9 protein-coding genes are annotated in these 15,615 nt (G+C 72.1%); 4 read left to right on the plus strand and 5 right to left on the minus strand.

Features of this window, described 5'->3' with window-relative positions; genetic code table 11:
- Positions 1-25: 25 nt before the first annotated feature.
- Both HDA41_RS05125 and HDA41_RS05130 read left to right on the plus strand, forming a co-directional pair.
- Positions 26-967, plus strand: a complete 942-nt coding sequence (locus tag HDA41_RS05125) for a (-)-alpha-amorphene synthase (protein WP_230299636.1) — start codon at positions 26-28, stop codon at positions 965-967.
- A 199-nt stretch (positions 968-1,166) separates the two neighbouring features.
- A complete protein-coding gene (locus HDA41_RS05130; protein ID WP_184981115.1) occupies positions 1,167-4,079 on the plus strand; it encodes an ATP-binding protein in 2,913 nt (970 codons plus the stop codon).
- Between the two features lie 24 nt (positions 4,080-4,103).
- Here HDA41_RS05130 and HDA41_RS05135 read toward each other — a convergent pair whose 3' ends face one another.
- Complete coding sequence (locus HDA41_RS05135) at positions 4,104-7,568, minus strand: NACHT domain-containing protein (RefSeq protein ID WP_230299635.1); 3,465 nt, start codon at positions 7,566-7,568, stop codon at positions 4,104-4,106.
- 234 nt (positions 7,569-7,802) lie between these two features.
- Between HDA41_RS05135 and HDA41_RS05140 the strand changes: the two genes are divergently transcribed.
- Entirely contained in the window at positions 7,803-9,791 is a 1,989-nt protein-coding gene (locus HDA41_RS05140; RefSeq protein WP_184981117.1) for a GDSL-type esterase/lipase family protein, read from the plus strand.
- 16 nt (positions 9,792-9,807) lie between these two features.
- On the opposite strand, the gene HDA41_RS05145 is transcribed toward HDA41_RS05140, so the two are convergent.
- Positions 9,808-11,289 (minus strand): MFS transporter, encoded by a 1,482-nt coding sequence (locus HDA41_RS05145; protein ID WP_184993176.1) that lies wholly within the window; start codon positions 11,287-11,289, stop codon positions 9,808-9,810.
- Positions 11,290-11,416: 127 nt separating this feature from the next.
- Complete coding sequence (locus tag HDA41_RS42235; protein ID WP_184981119.1) at positions 11,417-11,827, minus strand: ATP-binding cassette domain-containing protein; 411 nt, start codon at positions 11,825-11,827, stop codon at positions 11,417-11,419.
- Positions 11,828-12,193: 366 nt separating this feature from the next.
- Here HDA41_RS42235 and HDA41_RS05155 point away from each other — a divergent pair, with 366 nt between their 5' ends.
- Complete coding sequence (locus tag HDA41_RS05155; protein WP_184981121.1) at positions 12,194-12,514, plus strand: hypothetical protein; 321 nt, start codon at positions 12,194-12,196, stop codon at positions 12,512-12,514.
- A gap of 343 nt (positions 12,515-12,857) precedes the next feature.
- Here the strand turns inward: HDA41_RS05155 and HDA41_RS05160 are convergent, their stop codons facing one another.
- Positions 12,858-14,258 (minus strand): cytochrome P450, encoded by a 1,401-nt coding sequence (locus HDA41_RS05160; protein WP_184981123.1) that lies wholly within the window; start codon positions 14,256-14,258, stop codon positions 12,858-12,860.
- Between the two features lie 142 nt (positions 14,259-14,400).
- Entirely contained in the window at positions 14,401-15,507 is a 1,107-nt protein-coding gene (locus tag HDA41_RS05165) for an FAD-dependent oxidoreductase (RefSeq protein WP_184981125.1), read from the minus strand.
- Positions 15,508-15,615: the final 108 nt, after the last annotated feature.

Raw genomic sequence — 15,615 nt, forward strand, 5'->3', positions numbered from 1 at the left:
GGCCGGAATCGGAGCTTCCAACTTAGTGGAGCTGATCGACGCCCATCTCTACATGCCCTTCCCGTTCCGGCGGCATCCCCACGAGGCCGCGGCGGCGGCCGGTGTCGACCACTGGCTGAGCATGACCGGTCTCGGCGACGAACCGGGGGTCGCGGCGATGATCTCCCGCACCCGCCCCGCCGAGCTCGCGTCCTACAACAGCCCGGACGTCGACCCCGGCATTCTCCACCTCGTGGCCCTCCAGATCGCCTATCAGTTCGTCTTCGACGACCGTGCCGAGGAGGTCGGCCGGCACCGGCCGGGCCAGCTGCTGCCCATGCTGTGCGAGAGCATCGCGATCCTGCGGGACGGCGCTCCCGCCGGCACCCCCCTGGGAGCGGCTCTGTCCGACCTCTACCGGCAGGTCCGTGAACGGTGCACCCCGGCGCAGGCCGAGCGCTGGGCGTGGAAGAGCCGGGAGTACGTGCACGGGCTGCTGTACGAAGCGGTGGCCCAGACCCATCCCTCCCCCCTACGGCCGGGGCTCTGCACCTCGATACGTTCTCTCACCGCGGGCGTCGAGCCCTTCCACCCGCTGTACGAGGCCGCGCAGCCGTGCGAGCTGACCCCCGAGGAGCTCCAGCACCCGCTCATGGGGCGGCTGAGCCGGCTGTCGGCCGACGCGGCGGTGTGGATCCCGGACCTCTTCTCCACGGTCAAGGAGCAACGGGCCGGCGAAATGATCAACCTGGCCCTCGCCTACCAGCGGGCCCACGAGTGCTCCCTGCCGACGGCCGTCACCCTGGCCATCCGGCAGATCAACCGCACCATCCGCGAGTTCGAGAAGCTCTACGAGGAGATCCGACCGGAATTGAGCCCTTCGGGCGTCGGCTATGTGGAAGGCATGGCCGGCTGGATCCGCGGCTGCTACTACTGGTCCCGCACCGTGCCGCGGTACGCGGACGCGGGGACGGCCCCGGCCGTGTAGTGGGGGCTCCCGTCTTCGGGCTGGGCGAAAGGCGCCCATCCGGGCCACGGTACCCGCGGGATCCACGCTTCACTCCGCAAGAGCATGTCATTCACCCTTCTTCGTCGTGCTCGCTCCGGAATCCGGTCATGGCGCACCACGGAAGGCATACGCTCTGCGCTGCCTCCCGATGGCCGAACGACAGGAAGCGGTACGGCACATGGCGAATGAGCTGCGGCAACCCACACCCGAGTCCCGGCCGCTGCTCGAGCGCCGAAAGGAGCTCCGGGCACTCGACACGGCGCTGGCGGCCCTGCACGACACCGTCGACGGCGTTCCTCAGGCGCCGCGCGGCGGACTGCTCGCCTTCACCGGTCCGGCCGGCATGGGCAAGACGGCACTGCTGAACGAGGCCCGCGCCCGCGCCGTGGTGAAGGGGTTCACCGTGCTGTCGGGCCGGGGCGGCGAAAAGGAACAGGAGCTGGCGTTCCACGTGGTGCGCCAGCTCGTCCAGCCCGCACTGGCGACGATGGACGAGACGGAGATCCGCACGTTCCTGGGCGGCGGCTGGTACGACATCGTCGCCGCCGCGCTCGGTCTGGTCGCGACGCCGAGCGGCCACGTGCCGGACCCGACCGGGGTCCGCGACGGTCTCGACTGGGTGATGACACGCCTCGCCGTGAAGAAATCGCCCCTCGTCCTGCTTCTGGACGACCTGCACTGGGCCGATGTCGAGTCGCTGAGCTGGCTCGCCTCCTTCGCTTTTCGGGCCGTGGACCTGTCCCTGCTGATCGTCGTGGCCTACCGGCCCGACGAACTCCCGCTCGAGGGCAACGCCTTCAGCGCGGCCGCCTCCGACACGGGGAACCGTCCCTTCGCTCTGGCACCGCTCAGTGCCGCCGCCGTGGCACGGATCGTCAGGGACGAAGTGGGCGAGCAGGCCGAGGAGGAGTTCTGCGAGGAATGCTGGGAGGTCACCAGCGGGAGCCCGTTCGAGGCCGTCGAACTCGCCATCAGGCTCGGTGAGCGCCGGCTGCGGGGCACCAGCCGGGACCTGCCCGTCATGCGTGACCTGGCCGCCGCGGTGACCGGGCCCGGGCTGATCGAGCGTCTCCAGGGGTTCGGTACCACGACCGTCCGATTCGCCTACGCGGCCGCCGTCCTCGGTCAGTCCATCTCACCGGAGCTGGCCGCCCGCATCGCGGCGATCGGCAGCACGGCGGCGGCGGAGGCGACCCGGAAGCTGCGCGCTGCCCGCATCCTGGCCGACGGCGAGGATGCGGGAGACAGCCTGGAGTTCGTCCATCCGCTGATCGCCACCACGATCTACGGGTCCATCGGGACGAGCCTGCGGGAGGGCATGCACAACTCGGCGGCGGAGGCCGTCCGGGCGGCCGGGCTCGGGCCCGCCGCCGCGGCCCGGCACCTGCTGGAGGTGCCCTGCGAGGGCAGCACCGAGGCCGTCGCCTGCCTGCGGGAGGCCGCCCGTGAGGCTCTGCACTCCGGTGCTCCGGAGGCGGCCCGGCGGCTGCTGACCCGGGCCCTCCAGGAGCCGCCGCTGCCGGAGGAACGCGCCGCGCTGCTCCACGAACTCGCCTCCGCCACCTTCCTCATCAAGCCCACGGCCACCGTCACGCATCTGCGCGAGGCGCTGGCGGAACCCGGCACCGACCCCGAGCTGCGCGCCTCGATGGTGTACCGGCTGACCCAGGCGCTGGCCCACACGGACCGGATGGCGGAGGCCGCGACGGTGGCGGCCGACGAGGCGCAGCGGACCGGCCGTCCCCGGATCCGGCTGCGGATGCAGGCCGACCACTTCACCTGGAGCGCGTTCCGCACCGACGAGCCGGACTCGGCCGGCCGTTCGCGGGCGCTGGCCCGGCTGGCCGACCGTCTCATCGGCCGAGGCCTGGAGGAGCGTTACCTTCTCGGGATCCGGGCCTGGGACGCCATGATGCGCGGCGAGCCCCGGGAGAAGGCCCTCGCGTACGCCGAGGAGGCCCTGCGCGGCGGACTGAGCTGGACCCATGAGAACCAGGGCTTCGAGGTCCCCGTCTCGGTCGCTCTGGTGTTCATGTACTGCGACAAGCCGCGACGGGCCGAGGAACTGTTCGCGAAGGGCATGGCCGAGTGCGAGTCGAAGGGCTGGCGCGGCTCCCATCTGGCCCTGGGCCAGACGCTCTCCGGGTACATCCGCTACCGCCGCGGCTGTCTGGGCGAGGCGGAGAACCTGGTGCGGGAAGGCCTGCGCATCGCCGACCGTGTGGAGGGGGCGGTGCCCGCCCAGTGGTTCGCCGTCGGCATCCTGATCCAGACCCTCCTGGCCCGCGGACGCCCGGTGGCGGCTCGCCGGCTCGCCGACAAGTACCGCTACGGCGACGTCATCCCGAACGCCGTCATCTACCCCGACCCCCGCACGGTGTACGCCGAACTGCTCCTGGCGGAGGACCGGCCCGACGAGGCCGCTCCCCTGCTGTCCGGTGTCGGCGAGTGGCTGGAGGGCCGGGACTGGCGCAACCCCGCCTGGTGCCCGTGGCAGTTGGGCCTGGCCTCCGCACTGGCCCGCAGCGCTCCCGACCGGGCGGTGCGCCACGCGCAGGACGCAGTGAAGCGGGCCCGGGACTTCGGCGCGGCATCCGCGATCGGGCAGGCACTGCACGCCCAGGCGGAGGTCACGGGCGGGGAGGCGGCTCTCGATCTGCACGCGCAGGCAGTCGACCACCTGGAGCAGTCGCCCGCCGCGTACGAACTGGCCCGTGCCCTGGTCGGCCACGGTGCCGCACTGGCCCGCAACGGCCGCCTGCAGGACGCCGCCGACCGGCTCTACCAGGGCCTGGAAGGCGCGGTGCACTGCGGTGCCGAAAGCCTGGCGGCACGGGCCAGGCGGGAACTCTCCGCCGCCGGACTACGGCCGCTGCCCCTGCGCTACCCACAGACGGACACCCTCACCACCCAGGAGCGCAGGGCAGCCGAGATGTCGGCGCGGGGCCACCCGGCGGCGGTGGTCGCCAAGGAACTGCACCTCACCGAGCAGGGCGTGCGGCAGCTGCTCTCCTCCGTGTACCGAAAGATCGGCACGGACCCCGCGGGCCTGGCCGAGGCGCTGGAGACGTTTCCCGGACCCCGCCCCTGACAGGCGTCCGCCGGGGACAACCGCTCACCGCGCCTTCGCATTGTGCTGCGCCCGATGCCCCATCGACTCCCAGAACCTCCGCAGCTCCGTGAGGTTCGTGCGGCGCTGCCAGGAGGCCTTGGGCCGGAAGGGGGAGCGGGACAGGAGGGTGGACTGGGCGCGGCAGAAGGCCTCGCCGAGTTCGACGCGGTGGCCGTCGAGGCCCTTGGGCGGGTACGGGCACAGTTCGAAGGCGCAGTCGTCGCGGCAGTTGGAGCCCGCCTGGGAGGAGGCCGTGCGGACGTTGGTGCGGCCAGGGTCGAGCGGGGTGCGGTCCAGGGTCAGGCAGGGCGGCAGGTCGGGCCGGGCGGTGTGCTGCAGACGCCGGATGCGGTCGGTGGGCCAGTCTCCCCGTTCGGCCAGGTTCAGCAGCAGCAGCACGTCGGCGAGGAGTTGCTGCGCGGTCGGGTGCAGGGCGCTCCAGCCCGTGGAGGGCGGGATCCACAGGTTGTGCTTGCGGGCCTCGCCCCGGGACGTCTGGGAGCCGACGTGCGCGGCGACGCCCGACTCGTCGATCCAGAGGAACCGTTCGGGCTGCCCGGTCTCCAGGGCCCAGACGCAGAGCTTCCCGGCCGCCGTCACGAACGGGTGCTCCGGTTCGCCGTCCGGCCGGGCCAGCCACTGACGGACCTGCTGGGCGGGGTCGGACCCGTGACCGCGCGACGGGCGCCCGGCGTCGGCGCCGTCGGGCAGGTCCCACAGGGTCAGCGCGTGCAGCAGCGTGAGGCGCGTGAACCAGAACCGGGTGCGTTTGAGCATGTCCCACGCCTGCTCGCTCAGGTACTCGCGGGCCTCCGGCCGGGCATGCGGATGGCGGTGCCGGCGGTTCGCCGCGTACTTGAAGCCCTGGGCCAGCGCCACCTCCACGTTGAGGTCGACTCCGGCGGGCACGTCGAGACCGTCCACCGGGGTGCCGACGCGCCGCACCCAGCTCTCCAGGAACGCGTACGGGGTGTCCTGGTGCCGGTGGGTGGTGACCGACCCGACGAGCAGCGGGATCAGCCACGCGCACAGGGTGTTGTCCCGCCACTGCCGTTCCTCGGCCTCGCGGTCCTCGCGTTCCCGTCTGCGCTCCTGACGCCGCTGTTCCTCACGCTCCTTCAGTTCCCGCTTCATCCGCGCGACCTGGCCCTCGCCCCGCCGGCGCAGCCTGGTCTCCCGCTCCCCCACCAGCTCCGGTTGCTGCCCGGCCCACAGCTTCTCCCGCCAGTCGGGCTCCCGCTCGACCCGCAGTCCCTCGACCACCTGCGGTCCGCGCAGCCTCGGCTGGAGCGCGGCGAAGGCGAGGTCCCCGCCGGCGCCGATCTCCTGCGCGATGGCCAGCCGGACCGCGTAGGAGGGTTCCAGACGCGCGATCTCGAACATCTCCAGGTAGGCGGGCCGGAGGGTCTGCCGCTGTGCGACGCCGCGCATGGCCTCGCCGAACCGGGACACGAGCAGGGCCTTCGCGGTGCCCAGCGTGTGCGGGTCGCGAGCCCGCAGGTCCGGCCAGGCCGTGCACAGCCGCATGGCGATGAGGTGCTGCTCCGGCTGGGCGTCGACGCTGTCGATCTCCAGGGCGGCCGCGTACAGCTCCAGGGCCTTGCTGTGCAGGGTGCGGCCGAAGAGGGGCCGTACCTGGTGGTTGTCGTCGTTGTCGTGTCCGTTGTTCCTGACCGTCTGTGCCTGGCAGGCGGCCTCCATCAGCAGGTCCCGCGCGGCGCTCACCGGGCACCACAGTGTCCCGCCGGAGTCCGCCGCGCCCGGCTCCTCGTGGATGCACGCGCCGTCGGGCAGCCGGGAGTGCAGCACCATGGCGATCAGCAGTTCCCGGCCCGGTTTCTGCAGGGCCGCCGGGAAGTACGAGCCCTCCGTCGGCTGTGCCGGGACGTCCGGGTGGATCACCGCGTTCAGGAAGCGGGCGCCCAGCTGGGCCTGGATCACGCTGTGCTGGAAGCGGACGCGGTCGCCGCCGAGCTCGACCAGTTCCATCCGGGCGCCCCAGTGGGCGGCGAGCCTGAGGTCGATGCCGCTGTCGCCGACCCTGCGGGCCAGCTCCCGGACGATCTCGGGGAAGCGCGAGCGGGCCGGTTCCTGTTCGTCGACGACGTCGGCGAACCGCACCTCGGAGGTGTCGAGGGCGAGCCCTACGCAGGCCAGCGCGGACAGGTAGTGGACGACCGCGCGGCGCTCCTCCGGGGAGAGCGGCAGACGCCGCCCGAAGCGGCCGCTGATGAGGGCGCTGAGCCAGGTCTCGAACAGGTGGAACCTCAGGGACGCCCGGTCGCCGCCCCGCGTCTCGACGGCCTCCTCGTCGGCGGGGCCGGCGAGGGCGCGCTCCAGCAGTCCCTGCTCGTGCAGTTCGGCGGCGATCTCCAGGTAGGTGGGGGCCTCCGCGATGCCGGCCCGCTCGACGATCCAGTCCAGCCGCTGCCGGTCCTCCCCGGCGCCCCCGGACGAGATGTACGTGAGGGCGGCCTCCTCGCTCAGCGGCTCCAGTTCGGTGAGGGACGCCTCCATGCCGCGCAGCGAGTCGTGCGGCCGGGAGGTGATGATCAGCGGCAGGCCCTCCTCGTTGGCGCGGCGGATGGCCAGCCGGATGATGGTGTCGCGTTCCTCTGTCAGGTCCTCGGCGGTCAGCGCCTCGTCCAGGCCGTCCGCGAGCACCACGATCCGCCCCTGCTGGCACAGCCGCCGCCACACCTTCTCCGCCTCGGCGCCGGAGCGGATGCTGCCCTGCACCTCCCGGCAGAAGCGTTCGAAGGCCAGCTCGCGGAAGTCGAGCCTCGTGTCGGCGGCACGCAGCCGCAGCGGCACGGGCACCGCCCCGCGCTCCGCGAGCCGCTGCGTCAGCAGCACGACCAGCGCCGTCTTCCCGGTGCCGATACCGCCGACGACGACGTGCGTCCGGCGGAAGCGGCGGTCCCGCAGGTCCTCCATGAGGACGGAGCAGAGCTGGTCCCGGCCCACGACCCGGCCGAAGATGCCGCCCGCGGTCTCCACGAGTTCGTGGGGCTCCTGGCGTGCCTTGCGCAGGTAGGCCCGGCGGACATGGCTGAACCGGAAGAACAGGTAGGTGACGGTGGCCAGGGCGAGGGTGAGGAAGGGCATGAAGAGGGACTGCAGGACGGTGCAGCTGAAACTGTCCTTTCCGCACTGACTGCCCACCCATGCGGTGGGCGACTGGAAACTCCCTTCGTGTGACAGGGTGATGACGGCCGTAACAACCAGGAACAGCAGGAGCAGCGCCCCGAGGAACGTCAGCACCAGCAGCGTCACATACCCGCCGCTCTTGCGGACCCGCCAGGTCCTGGTCCGGTCGTAGCCCTGCCGCATCAGCCGGCGCCGGTGCAGCGCGCGGCGCAGGCCGAGCCCGCCGCGGAGCGTCCGCCCGAGCAGTCGCGACAGTCCTCCTCCTTCGCGTCGCGGGGCAGCAGCAGGACCCTGGGAAGCACGCGTACCACCGTTCACCCTGTGAGGGTTCCGCGCCGGCGGGTTCCCGGCCGCCCGCGGGCGGGAGATTCACCCGACGGAAGCCTTCGGGAACCCGCCACCCGGCCATACGGCGTCGCACCGGGCGGCGCGGGACCCACGCGCTCAACTTGCGCCCGAGCCAGATCACTTGACGTTGAACCGTTTCACTGCTTCCCTCGAAAAGCTGCTCATGGGAGCGCTCCCGTCCACCCCCCACGTGAAAGGGACCCCGTGCAGACCTCCCCCCGCACCTCCCCCAGACGCGCCCTGCCCGCTCTCCTCACCGCCGTGCTGCTCGCCTGCCTGCTGTCCCTGGTGGGCGGCTCTCCCGCGCAGGCCGCGGCGGGGGACGGCTCGGTGTCCGATCCCAACATCGCGTACGTCGGACGCTGGGACACCTCCTCCGGGACCGCGGCCGTACCCCACTGGACCGGCGCCTACCTCCAGACCGGCTTCACCGGCACGACGGTGAAGGTCAAGGCCAGGAACGCGGTCAACTTCTACGCCAGCATCGACGGCGGCCCCGACGTCTTCCACGCAGGTGTGCGCGGCACGGTGAACCTCACTCCCCGGCCGCTCTCCCCCGGCACCCACACCCTGCGCCTGTCCTACCGCTCCGGTGACACCGTCTTCCAGGGGCTGGTCCTGGACTCCGGTGCGCGGACCGTCGCCGCCGGCGCCCCGTCCGGGCTGGTCGAGTTCGTCGGCGACTCCATCACCGCGGGAGCCCTCACCGACCGGCTGGCGCTGGACTCGTACGCCTGGAAGACCGGGGAGCGGCTGGGGCTGCGGCACACGCAGATCGCCCGGTCCGGGTACTGCCTGGTCGCGCAGTCGGGGTGCACCGGTCTGAGCGGGCAGTTCTTCAGAACGGCCAGCACCGGCGGCGCGGACTGGAACTTCTCCCGGTACCGGGCCGACGCGGTCGTCATCAACCTCGGCACCAACGACATCGGGCACGGCGTGTCCGGCGCCGCCTTCCAGTCGGCGTACACCACGTTCCTGCGGGACGTGCGCGCCAAGTACCCCACAGCGCACCTCTTCGCGGTCCAGACACTGAAAAAGCGCTACGTCACCGAGACCAGGGCCGCCGTGAGTGCCCGCAACGGCGCCGGTGACGCCCGGGTGCACTACGTCGACACCTCGGGCTGGCTGACCGACGGCGCCGACTACGAGGACGGCAACGGACATCCGAACGAGGCGGGGCACACCAAGTTCGCCGAGCGCCTGGCCCCGGTCGTCGCCGCCCGGCTCGGCAGTGGCGCCATGGTGAAGGCGGCGGCTCCGGGGCAGCCCGGCGACCCGAACATCAAGTTCGTCGGCCGCTGGGACACCACCAGCTCCGCCACCGCCTACACCCCGTACTGGGCGGGCGCCTACTACCGGGTGGGTTTCACCGGCAGGACGGTCAAGCTGAAGCAGCGCGGCACGATCGACCTGTGGGCGCGGATCGACAACGGGCCGGTGAAGTTCTACAACGACGTCAAGGGAACGGTGGATCTGACCACCACGGCCCTGGCCCCCGGCAACCACACGCTCCAGGTCAACTACCAGGTGGTCGCCGGTTCCTACCGGGGCGACGCGGTGTTCCAGGGGCTGGTCCTCGACAGCGGTGCGACCACCTTCGCACCGCCGGCCCCGGCCAAGCTCGTCGAGTTCGTCGGCGACTCGATCACCGTGGGCACGACGTCCTCGCAGAACGCCCGTACCGCGTACGGCTGGCTGATCGGGGAGCGGCTGGGCGTCGAGCACACGCAGATCGCGCAGGGCGGGGCGTGCCTGGTGGCCGCGGCGGACGGATGTGTGGGTCTTGAGCGGCAGTTCACCAAGCTCAACCCGAACGCCGCGACGCCGGACTGGAACTTCTCCCGCTATCGGGCCGACGCGGTCGTCATCAACCTCGGCACCAACGACGTCGGGCACGGGGTGAGTTCCGCGCAGTTCCAGTCGGCGTACAGCAGTCTGCTGCGCAAGGTCCGTGCGGCGTATCCGCAGGCGTGGATCTTCGCGCTGGAGACGTTCCGCGGGCGGTACGTCCCGCAGACCGAGGCCGCGGTGAAGGCCGCCGTCGCCGGCGGTGACGCGCGGGTTTCCTTCGTCGACACGACCGGGTGGCTGGGCTCGGGCGACCTGACGGACTCGGTGCATCCCAACGACCGGGGGCACCGGGTCATCGCCGACCGGCTGGCGCCGGTCATCGCCGCGAGGATCGGGGCGTAGCGAGCCGGGGCGGGCCTCACATCGGGGCGGGGCCCGCCCCTCCCTTGAGTCGCTCCAGGTCGGAGGGCCGGACCTGGATGACGATCAGGGCGATCAGCGCGGCGACGGCGGTGAAGATCGCCGCCATGATGAAGGAGGCCGAGACGCCGGCGGTGAGGATCTCGTCGGACCAGGGTTTCGGCAGTTGCCCGGTGCGTTCGAACCGCAGGCGCGCGGCAGGGGCCGCCTGCTGGAGGAAGAGCGGGATCTGTTTCTCCGCCTCGTTGGCGCTGGCCGTGCCGTACATGGTGACCAGGATGGACAGGCCGAGGGACCCGCCGACCTGCTGGGTGGCGTTGAGCAGCCCGGAGGCCGCGCCGGTCTCCGGCGTGGGCACGTCGGACAGCGCCATGAGGGTCAGCGACACGAACTCCATGCCCATGCCCAGGCTGAAGACCAGCATCGGGCCGAGGACGCTGCCCGCGTACGTGGAGTGCACGTCGGTCAGGGTGAGCCAGGCCAGCCCGGCCGCGGCCAGGAGCGCGCCCACCACCATGAACGGCTTGGGCCCGTAGACGGGCAGGAACCGCGAGGCCAGTCCGGCGCCGACGGCGATGACCGCGCTGACCGGCAGGAAGGCCAGTCCGGCTTCGAGGGGGCTGAACTCCAGCACGTTCTGCACGAAGAGCGTGAGGAAGAAGAACATGCCGAAGATGGCCGCGGCCAGGCACAGCATGATGCCGTAGGTGCCCGCACGGTTACGGTCGGCGAACATGTGCAGCGGCGTGATGGGCTGTCTGGAGCGCCGCTCGGTCAGGACGAAGCCCGCCAGGACGACGACCGCCACGGCGAACGAGGCGAGGGTGAGGGCATCGCGCCAGCCGTCCTGCGCGGCTCGGATGAATCCGTAGACGAGCAGCACCATGCCCGCGGTGGAGGTGAGCGCGCCGGTGATGTCGAAGCGCCCGGGGTGGCGTTCGGACTCCTTGATCCAGCGGGGGGTGGCGAGGGCGATGAGCAGCCCGATCGGGACGTTGACGAACAGCACCCACCGCCAGTTCAGCCATTCGACGAGCACCCCGCCCGCCAGCAACCCGATCGCACCGCCGCCCGCGGAGACCGCGGCGAACACCCCGAAGGCCCGGTTGCGTTCCGGTCCTTCACGGAAGGTCGTGCTGACCAGCGAGAGGGCGGTCGGGGACGCGATGGCGCCGCCGACGCCCTGCAGGGCGCGTGCGGCGAGGAGTTGGCCGGCGTTCTGGGCGAGCCCGCCGAGCAGGGAGGCGAGCACGAAGAGCAGCACGCCGAAGATGAAGACGCGCCGCCTGCCCAGGATGTCGCCGACCCGGCCGCCCAGCAGCAGCAGTCCGCCGAAGGTGAGGGTGTAGGCGTTCACCACCCAGGACAGGCTGGTGGTGGAGAAGTCCAGGGAGCGCTGGATCTGCGGCAGCGCGATGTTCACGATCGTGATGTCGAGGACCACCATCAGCTGGCACGAGGCGATGACCAGAAGCGCCATCGCGTTTCCGCCACCACCGGATTCCCTGGTGGTGGTCGTCTGTGGTGAAGCCGGCTGCGGGCTGCTGCCTGCGTTGTCCACCGTTCGACGGTACGCCCGCGCTCCGGACCTCACCACTCGATCAACGTCAGCCTCTGCGGCCGCCCTTGCTCGGGGACCGAACTGAAATTCCCGACAGGAGAAGAGATGTTCTTCTGTCACGTGAGGACGACATCGAGGTCGTCCCTGAAGCCGAGCCGAGGGCAACGGTGAGGTTCTCCGCCGGCGTGCCGGCGAAGACGTACGCCTCCTGCGGGATCAGGACGCGGTGCCGGGCCGGGCCCTCGCCGCGGCCGACCAGAGCACGAACGGGCAGGTCATCGAGGTGTACCTGCCCGGCCTGCGGTTCGAGCACCCCGGCGATCAGCGCCGCCGGAGTGGACTTCCCCGCGTCACTCGGGCCGACCACGGCGAGGTGCTCACCGGGCCGCAGGAGAAAGTTCAGATCGCCGATCACGGGTTCCGCGGACCGGGCGTAGGCGAAGGTGAGGCCCCGCACCTCCACGCGGCAGGCGCCGGGCCGGGCTGCCCGCCGGTCTCGGACCCCCCGGGCCCGGACGCCGTGGCGCCCCGCGCCGGCTCGGGACCGGACTCCGCGGCGGCCTCGGGCATCCGGCCGACGGTGACCGGCAGCCACAGCCCGCTGTTGCCGAGCCCCTGGACGAAGCCCTGCAGGGCCGGCTGGAGGGCCTGCGACACAGAGGTCACCGCGCCGGGGATCGCTCCCGCCGTCACGCCGTTGCGCACCAGCCAGGGCGCCGCGAGCAGGATCAGCAGGAGGGGGCCCAGCCGCTGATGCCCAGCGCTGCGGTCCGTACCGCGGTGAGCCGGGCCAGCGACGGGTCGCCCGGGCCTCGTCGTCGACGTGCGCACCCGTCACCGCCCCACGCGGTCCTCGGCGCCGCAGGTCACCGCGTCCCGCATCCCGCATCCCGCCGGTCAGGACGCCGGTGTTCCCCGCGATGCGCTCGTCCGACAGGATGACCTCCCGCCGGCGCGCGGCCATCGCCCGCAGCGCGGCGGCGAGCAGGGCGAGCCCGAGCAGCAGTGGAGGCAGGACGAGGGCGACCAGCACGACGTCCAGGCCGGCCAGGCCCAGCAGCACGCCGACGGCGGTGACCAGGAAGCCCCGGACGAACGGCGCGATCGCGCCGTAGGTCCCGGGCCCGTTCCACGTGCTCGGTGAGCCGCGCCACGCCGGCGGCGTCGGCCTGCCCGCCCAGCCGGGCGGACCGGCGCAGGGTGCCCTCGGTCACGAGGGTGATCAGCTCGTCGCGGACGGGTTCGACGAGCGCGGCGAGGCCGAGCACGGCGTGCCGGGTCGCCCAGGCCCCGACCCCGTACGCGACCGCCGGCGCGCCCAGCCGGAGGAAGCCGGTGCCAAGAACGCTCACCCGGGATCACCACCGAGCATGGCCGAGTCGATCGCCGCGCAACAGCACCGTTCGTCACGCGTGCGGCGTGAGACCGTCACCCCCGGACCGGGAGGAACGGCGATACGGCATGGGCGTTCCGACTCGGCCTCCCGGTCAGCGGCCGCCGCGGATCAGGCCCGTCAGATAGCGCCACAGCGAGGAGCGCTGCCGGGCGGACGGGTCAGGCAGGACCTCCTCGGCCACCTCCGCCGTGGGACCGTCCGCCGACGGCCGCGCGGGCGCCGCGGAGAGTTCGTACCGCACGGGCAGCGAGCGCAGGCCGCGCATGAACGGGGAGGAACGCCAGGGCAGTTGGTCGGCGGGCAGGGCGAGGTCGAGGTGGTCGAACCGCTCGAACAGGCGCCCCACACCGGCCGCCGCGACCGTCGAGGCGAGTTCCCGCGCCGGGCACTGGCGCGGTCCGGCTCCCCAGGACAGGTGCGCGCGGGTGCTGATGGTGGTGCCGGAGGCGACGTGGTCGGCGAAGAGCGGGTCGGCGTGGGCGGCGGCCGAGGAGACCCACACCGGGTCGCCGGCGCGGATCGTGTAGTTGCCGAGCGGGGTGTCCTGGGTCGCGAAGCGCGGGACGAAGTTCACCAGGGGCGGCTTGCGCATGACCACCCGGTTCATGGTCTCCCGGACCATCCCGGCGGACAGGCTGGCGCGCACGCTGCCCTCGCCCGAGATGACCTCCACGACGGTGTTGGAAATGAGGATGCCGACGTGGTCGGAGGTCATGCCGAGCAGCATGAACAACTCGCGGGCCAGATGGTCGAGCGACAGGTCCGGGTGCGCGGCCAGCAGGTAGGAGGGGAAGTCGTCGCCCGGCTTCTCCAGCTTCGTCGCGGCCAGTTGCGCGAGCGTCGCGAGCAGGCGCTCCAGTGCGGCCTCCGCGTCCGGGCCCGCGTCGAGCACGCGCCACATGTCCATCAGCGCGTCGTCGCCCTGTGAGCCGGGGAAGCCGAGCAGATGGCTGGCCACCATCAGCGGCAGCGGCCGGGAGAACTGTGCGGACAGGTCCGCCACACCCGTCTTTCCGCCCTGCCCGACCAGGGTGATCAGCTCGTCGGCGTAGGCGGTGACGGCGGCCTTGAGGCGCTTGGCCTGGGGGTGGCGCGGGTCCTGGAACGGCTTGAGGGCGACGTCCCACGCCGTCCGCAGCGGCCGGTATCCGGGGCCGCCCTGGATCAGGATGTGGTTGACCTCCAGGGACGGGCCGAGCGGCCAGTCGGCCGGTACCCGGCCCTCGGAGCGGGCCCGCCAGTTCTCCAGCCCCTTCGGGAAGCCGTCGTTGTCCTGGAGCACCTGGAGCGCCTCGCGGTAACCCAGGACCAGCCAGGCGGGTACGCCGAGCAGGTCGACCGGCGCGACCGGGCCGTGCTGCTGCCTCAGCCGCTCGTACACGAGCGCGGGGCGCGTCTCGTAGTCCCGGGTCAGCAGCGGTTGGGGACTCAGTTCCTCCAACCGCGTGTCGTCCAGGCCCACGGATCCGCCGTCACCCCACTGGGATTCCATCGTCTTGCCACCCTCCGACACGCCCCGTACCGGCACACCATCAGCCGGTAACCGGAAACGGTGGGGACCCTACCCCAGAGGCGACCGGTGGGTAACGACGGGGGGTGGGATCATGAGGGAGGGGACCCTGCCCATGCCGGGATCAGGCCGCGGTGTAACCGAGTTGGCGCCGCATGTAGGGGGTCATGAGGGTCTTCGCCTTGGCCAGGGTGGTGGTGCGGCTGCCGAGGACCGCGGACTCACCGCCCGGGACGGGCAGCACGGTCAGTCCGTCGGCCGGGCCGAAGGGCACGATGAGCGGGGTGCGCTGGAGCGGCCGGTAGAAGCGCGGCTCCTTGCGGTGCTTGCCCGAACTCTGGAGGTACGCGCGGATGTTGTGGGCGGCGATGTCCGCCTGGGCGAGGGCGGCGGGGGTGATCTTGAGTTCGCTGACGTCGTTGACATCGCCGACGGCGAACACGTCCAGCTTGCCCTCGACCCGGAGTGTCCGGTCGACCTTGACGCGTCCGTCCCTGTTCAGCCAGTCGCCGTGTCCGGCCAGGCGGAGCCAGAGCGTGTTGGGTGTGGTGCCCGTCGCCCAGAAGGACAGGTCGGCCTCGACGACGTTGCCGCGGCCGTCGCGGTAGGTGCCGAAATCGTTGCCGGGCGACATGAACGCATCGAGCCGTACCTCGATGTCATGGGACTCCAGCCACGCGCGGGCCCTGCGTCCCGGCCGCGTGCTGCCCGTGGAGTCGAGCAGGGCCGGCCCGGAGTGGGCGAGGGTGACCCGGGCGTCCGGCCGGGCGAGGCGGACCTCGGCGCTGAGTTCGACGCCCCCGGGGCCGCCGCCGACGACGAGGACGTGCTCGGCCGTGGCGACGTTGCGCTGGTGTTCGGCGAACGACTTGGCCGCCTCCTCGACGGTAGTGCCCACGAAGCGGGCCGGCTCGGGGTAGTCCGCGCCGGTGGCGATCACGACCACGTCGTAGGGCAGCCGCTCGCCCGTGGCGAGGACGACCTGCCGCTCGGCGGTGTCGATACGGACGGCCTTGCCCGCGACCACGCGGCCGTCGTGCAGCAGCCGGTCGTACGGGATGAAGGGCGTGTGCGTCCACTCGGGGCGCACCCCCGCGCGCAGGGAGGCGACGCGATGGAAGAAGACCTCCTTGCGGTCCACCAGCGTGACCCGGGCCGCCCCGTCCAGCCGCTTGGCCAGCCGGACACCGCCGTAGCCACCGCCGATCACCACTACGTCGCCGTCGTACACACCCAGTCTCCTGTGCCTGGTGGGGGGGTGCGAGTGCCGCCGCGGAACGGGCCCCGCTCGGATCGACCCCCGGCGGCCACTCGACTGACGGTGAGATTAGCTCTTGAA

The sequence above is a fragment of the Streptomyces caelestis genome (assembly GCF_014205255.1).
In the GTDB taxonomy this organism is placed as follows: domain Bacteria; phylum Actinomycetota; class Actinomycetes; order Streptomycetales; family Streptomycetaceae; genus Streptomyces; species Streptomyces caelestis.

Bases quoted from the DNA above. Each gene is read 5' to 3' on its own strand.
- HDA41_RS05160 (WP_184981123.1), bottom strand. From the start codon at position 14,258: ATGGAATCCCAGTGGGGTGACGGCGGATCCGTGGGCCTGGACGACACG.
- HDA41_RS05145 (WP_184993176.1), bottom strand. From the start codon at position 11,289: ATGGCGCTTCTGGTCATCGCCTCGTGCCAGCTGATGGTGGTCCTCGAC.
- HDA41_RS05130 (WP_184981115.1), top strand. From the start codon at position 1,167: ATGGCGAATGAGCTGCGGCAACCCACACCCGAGTCCCGGCCGCTGCTC.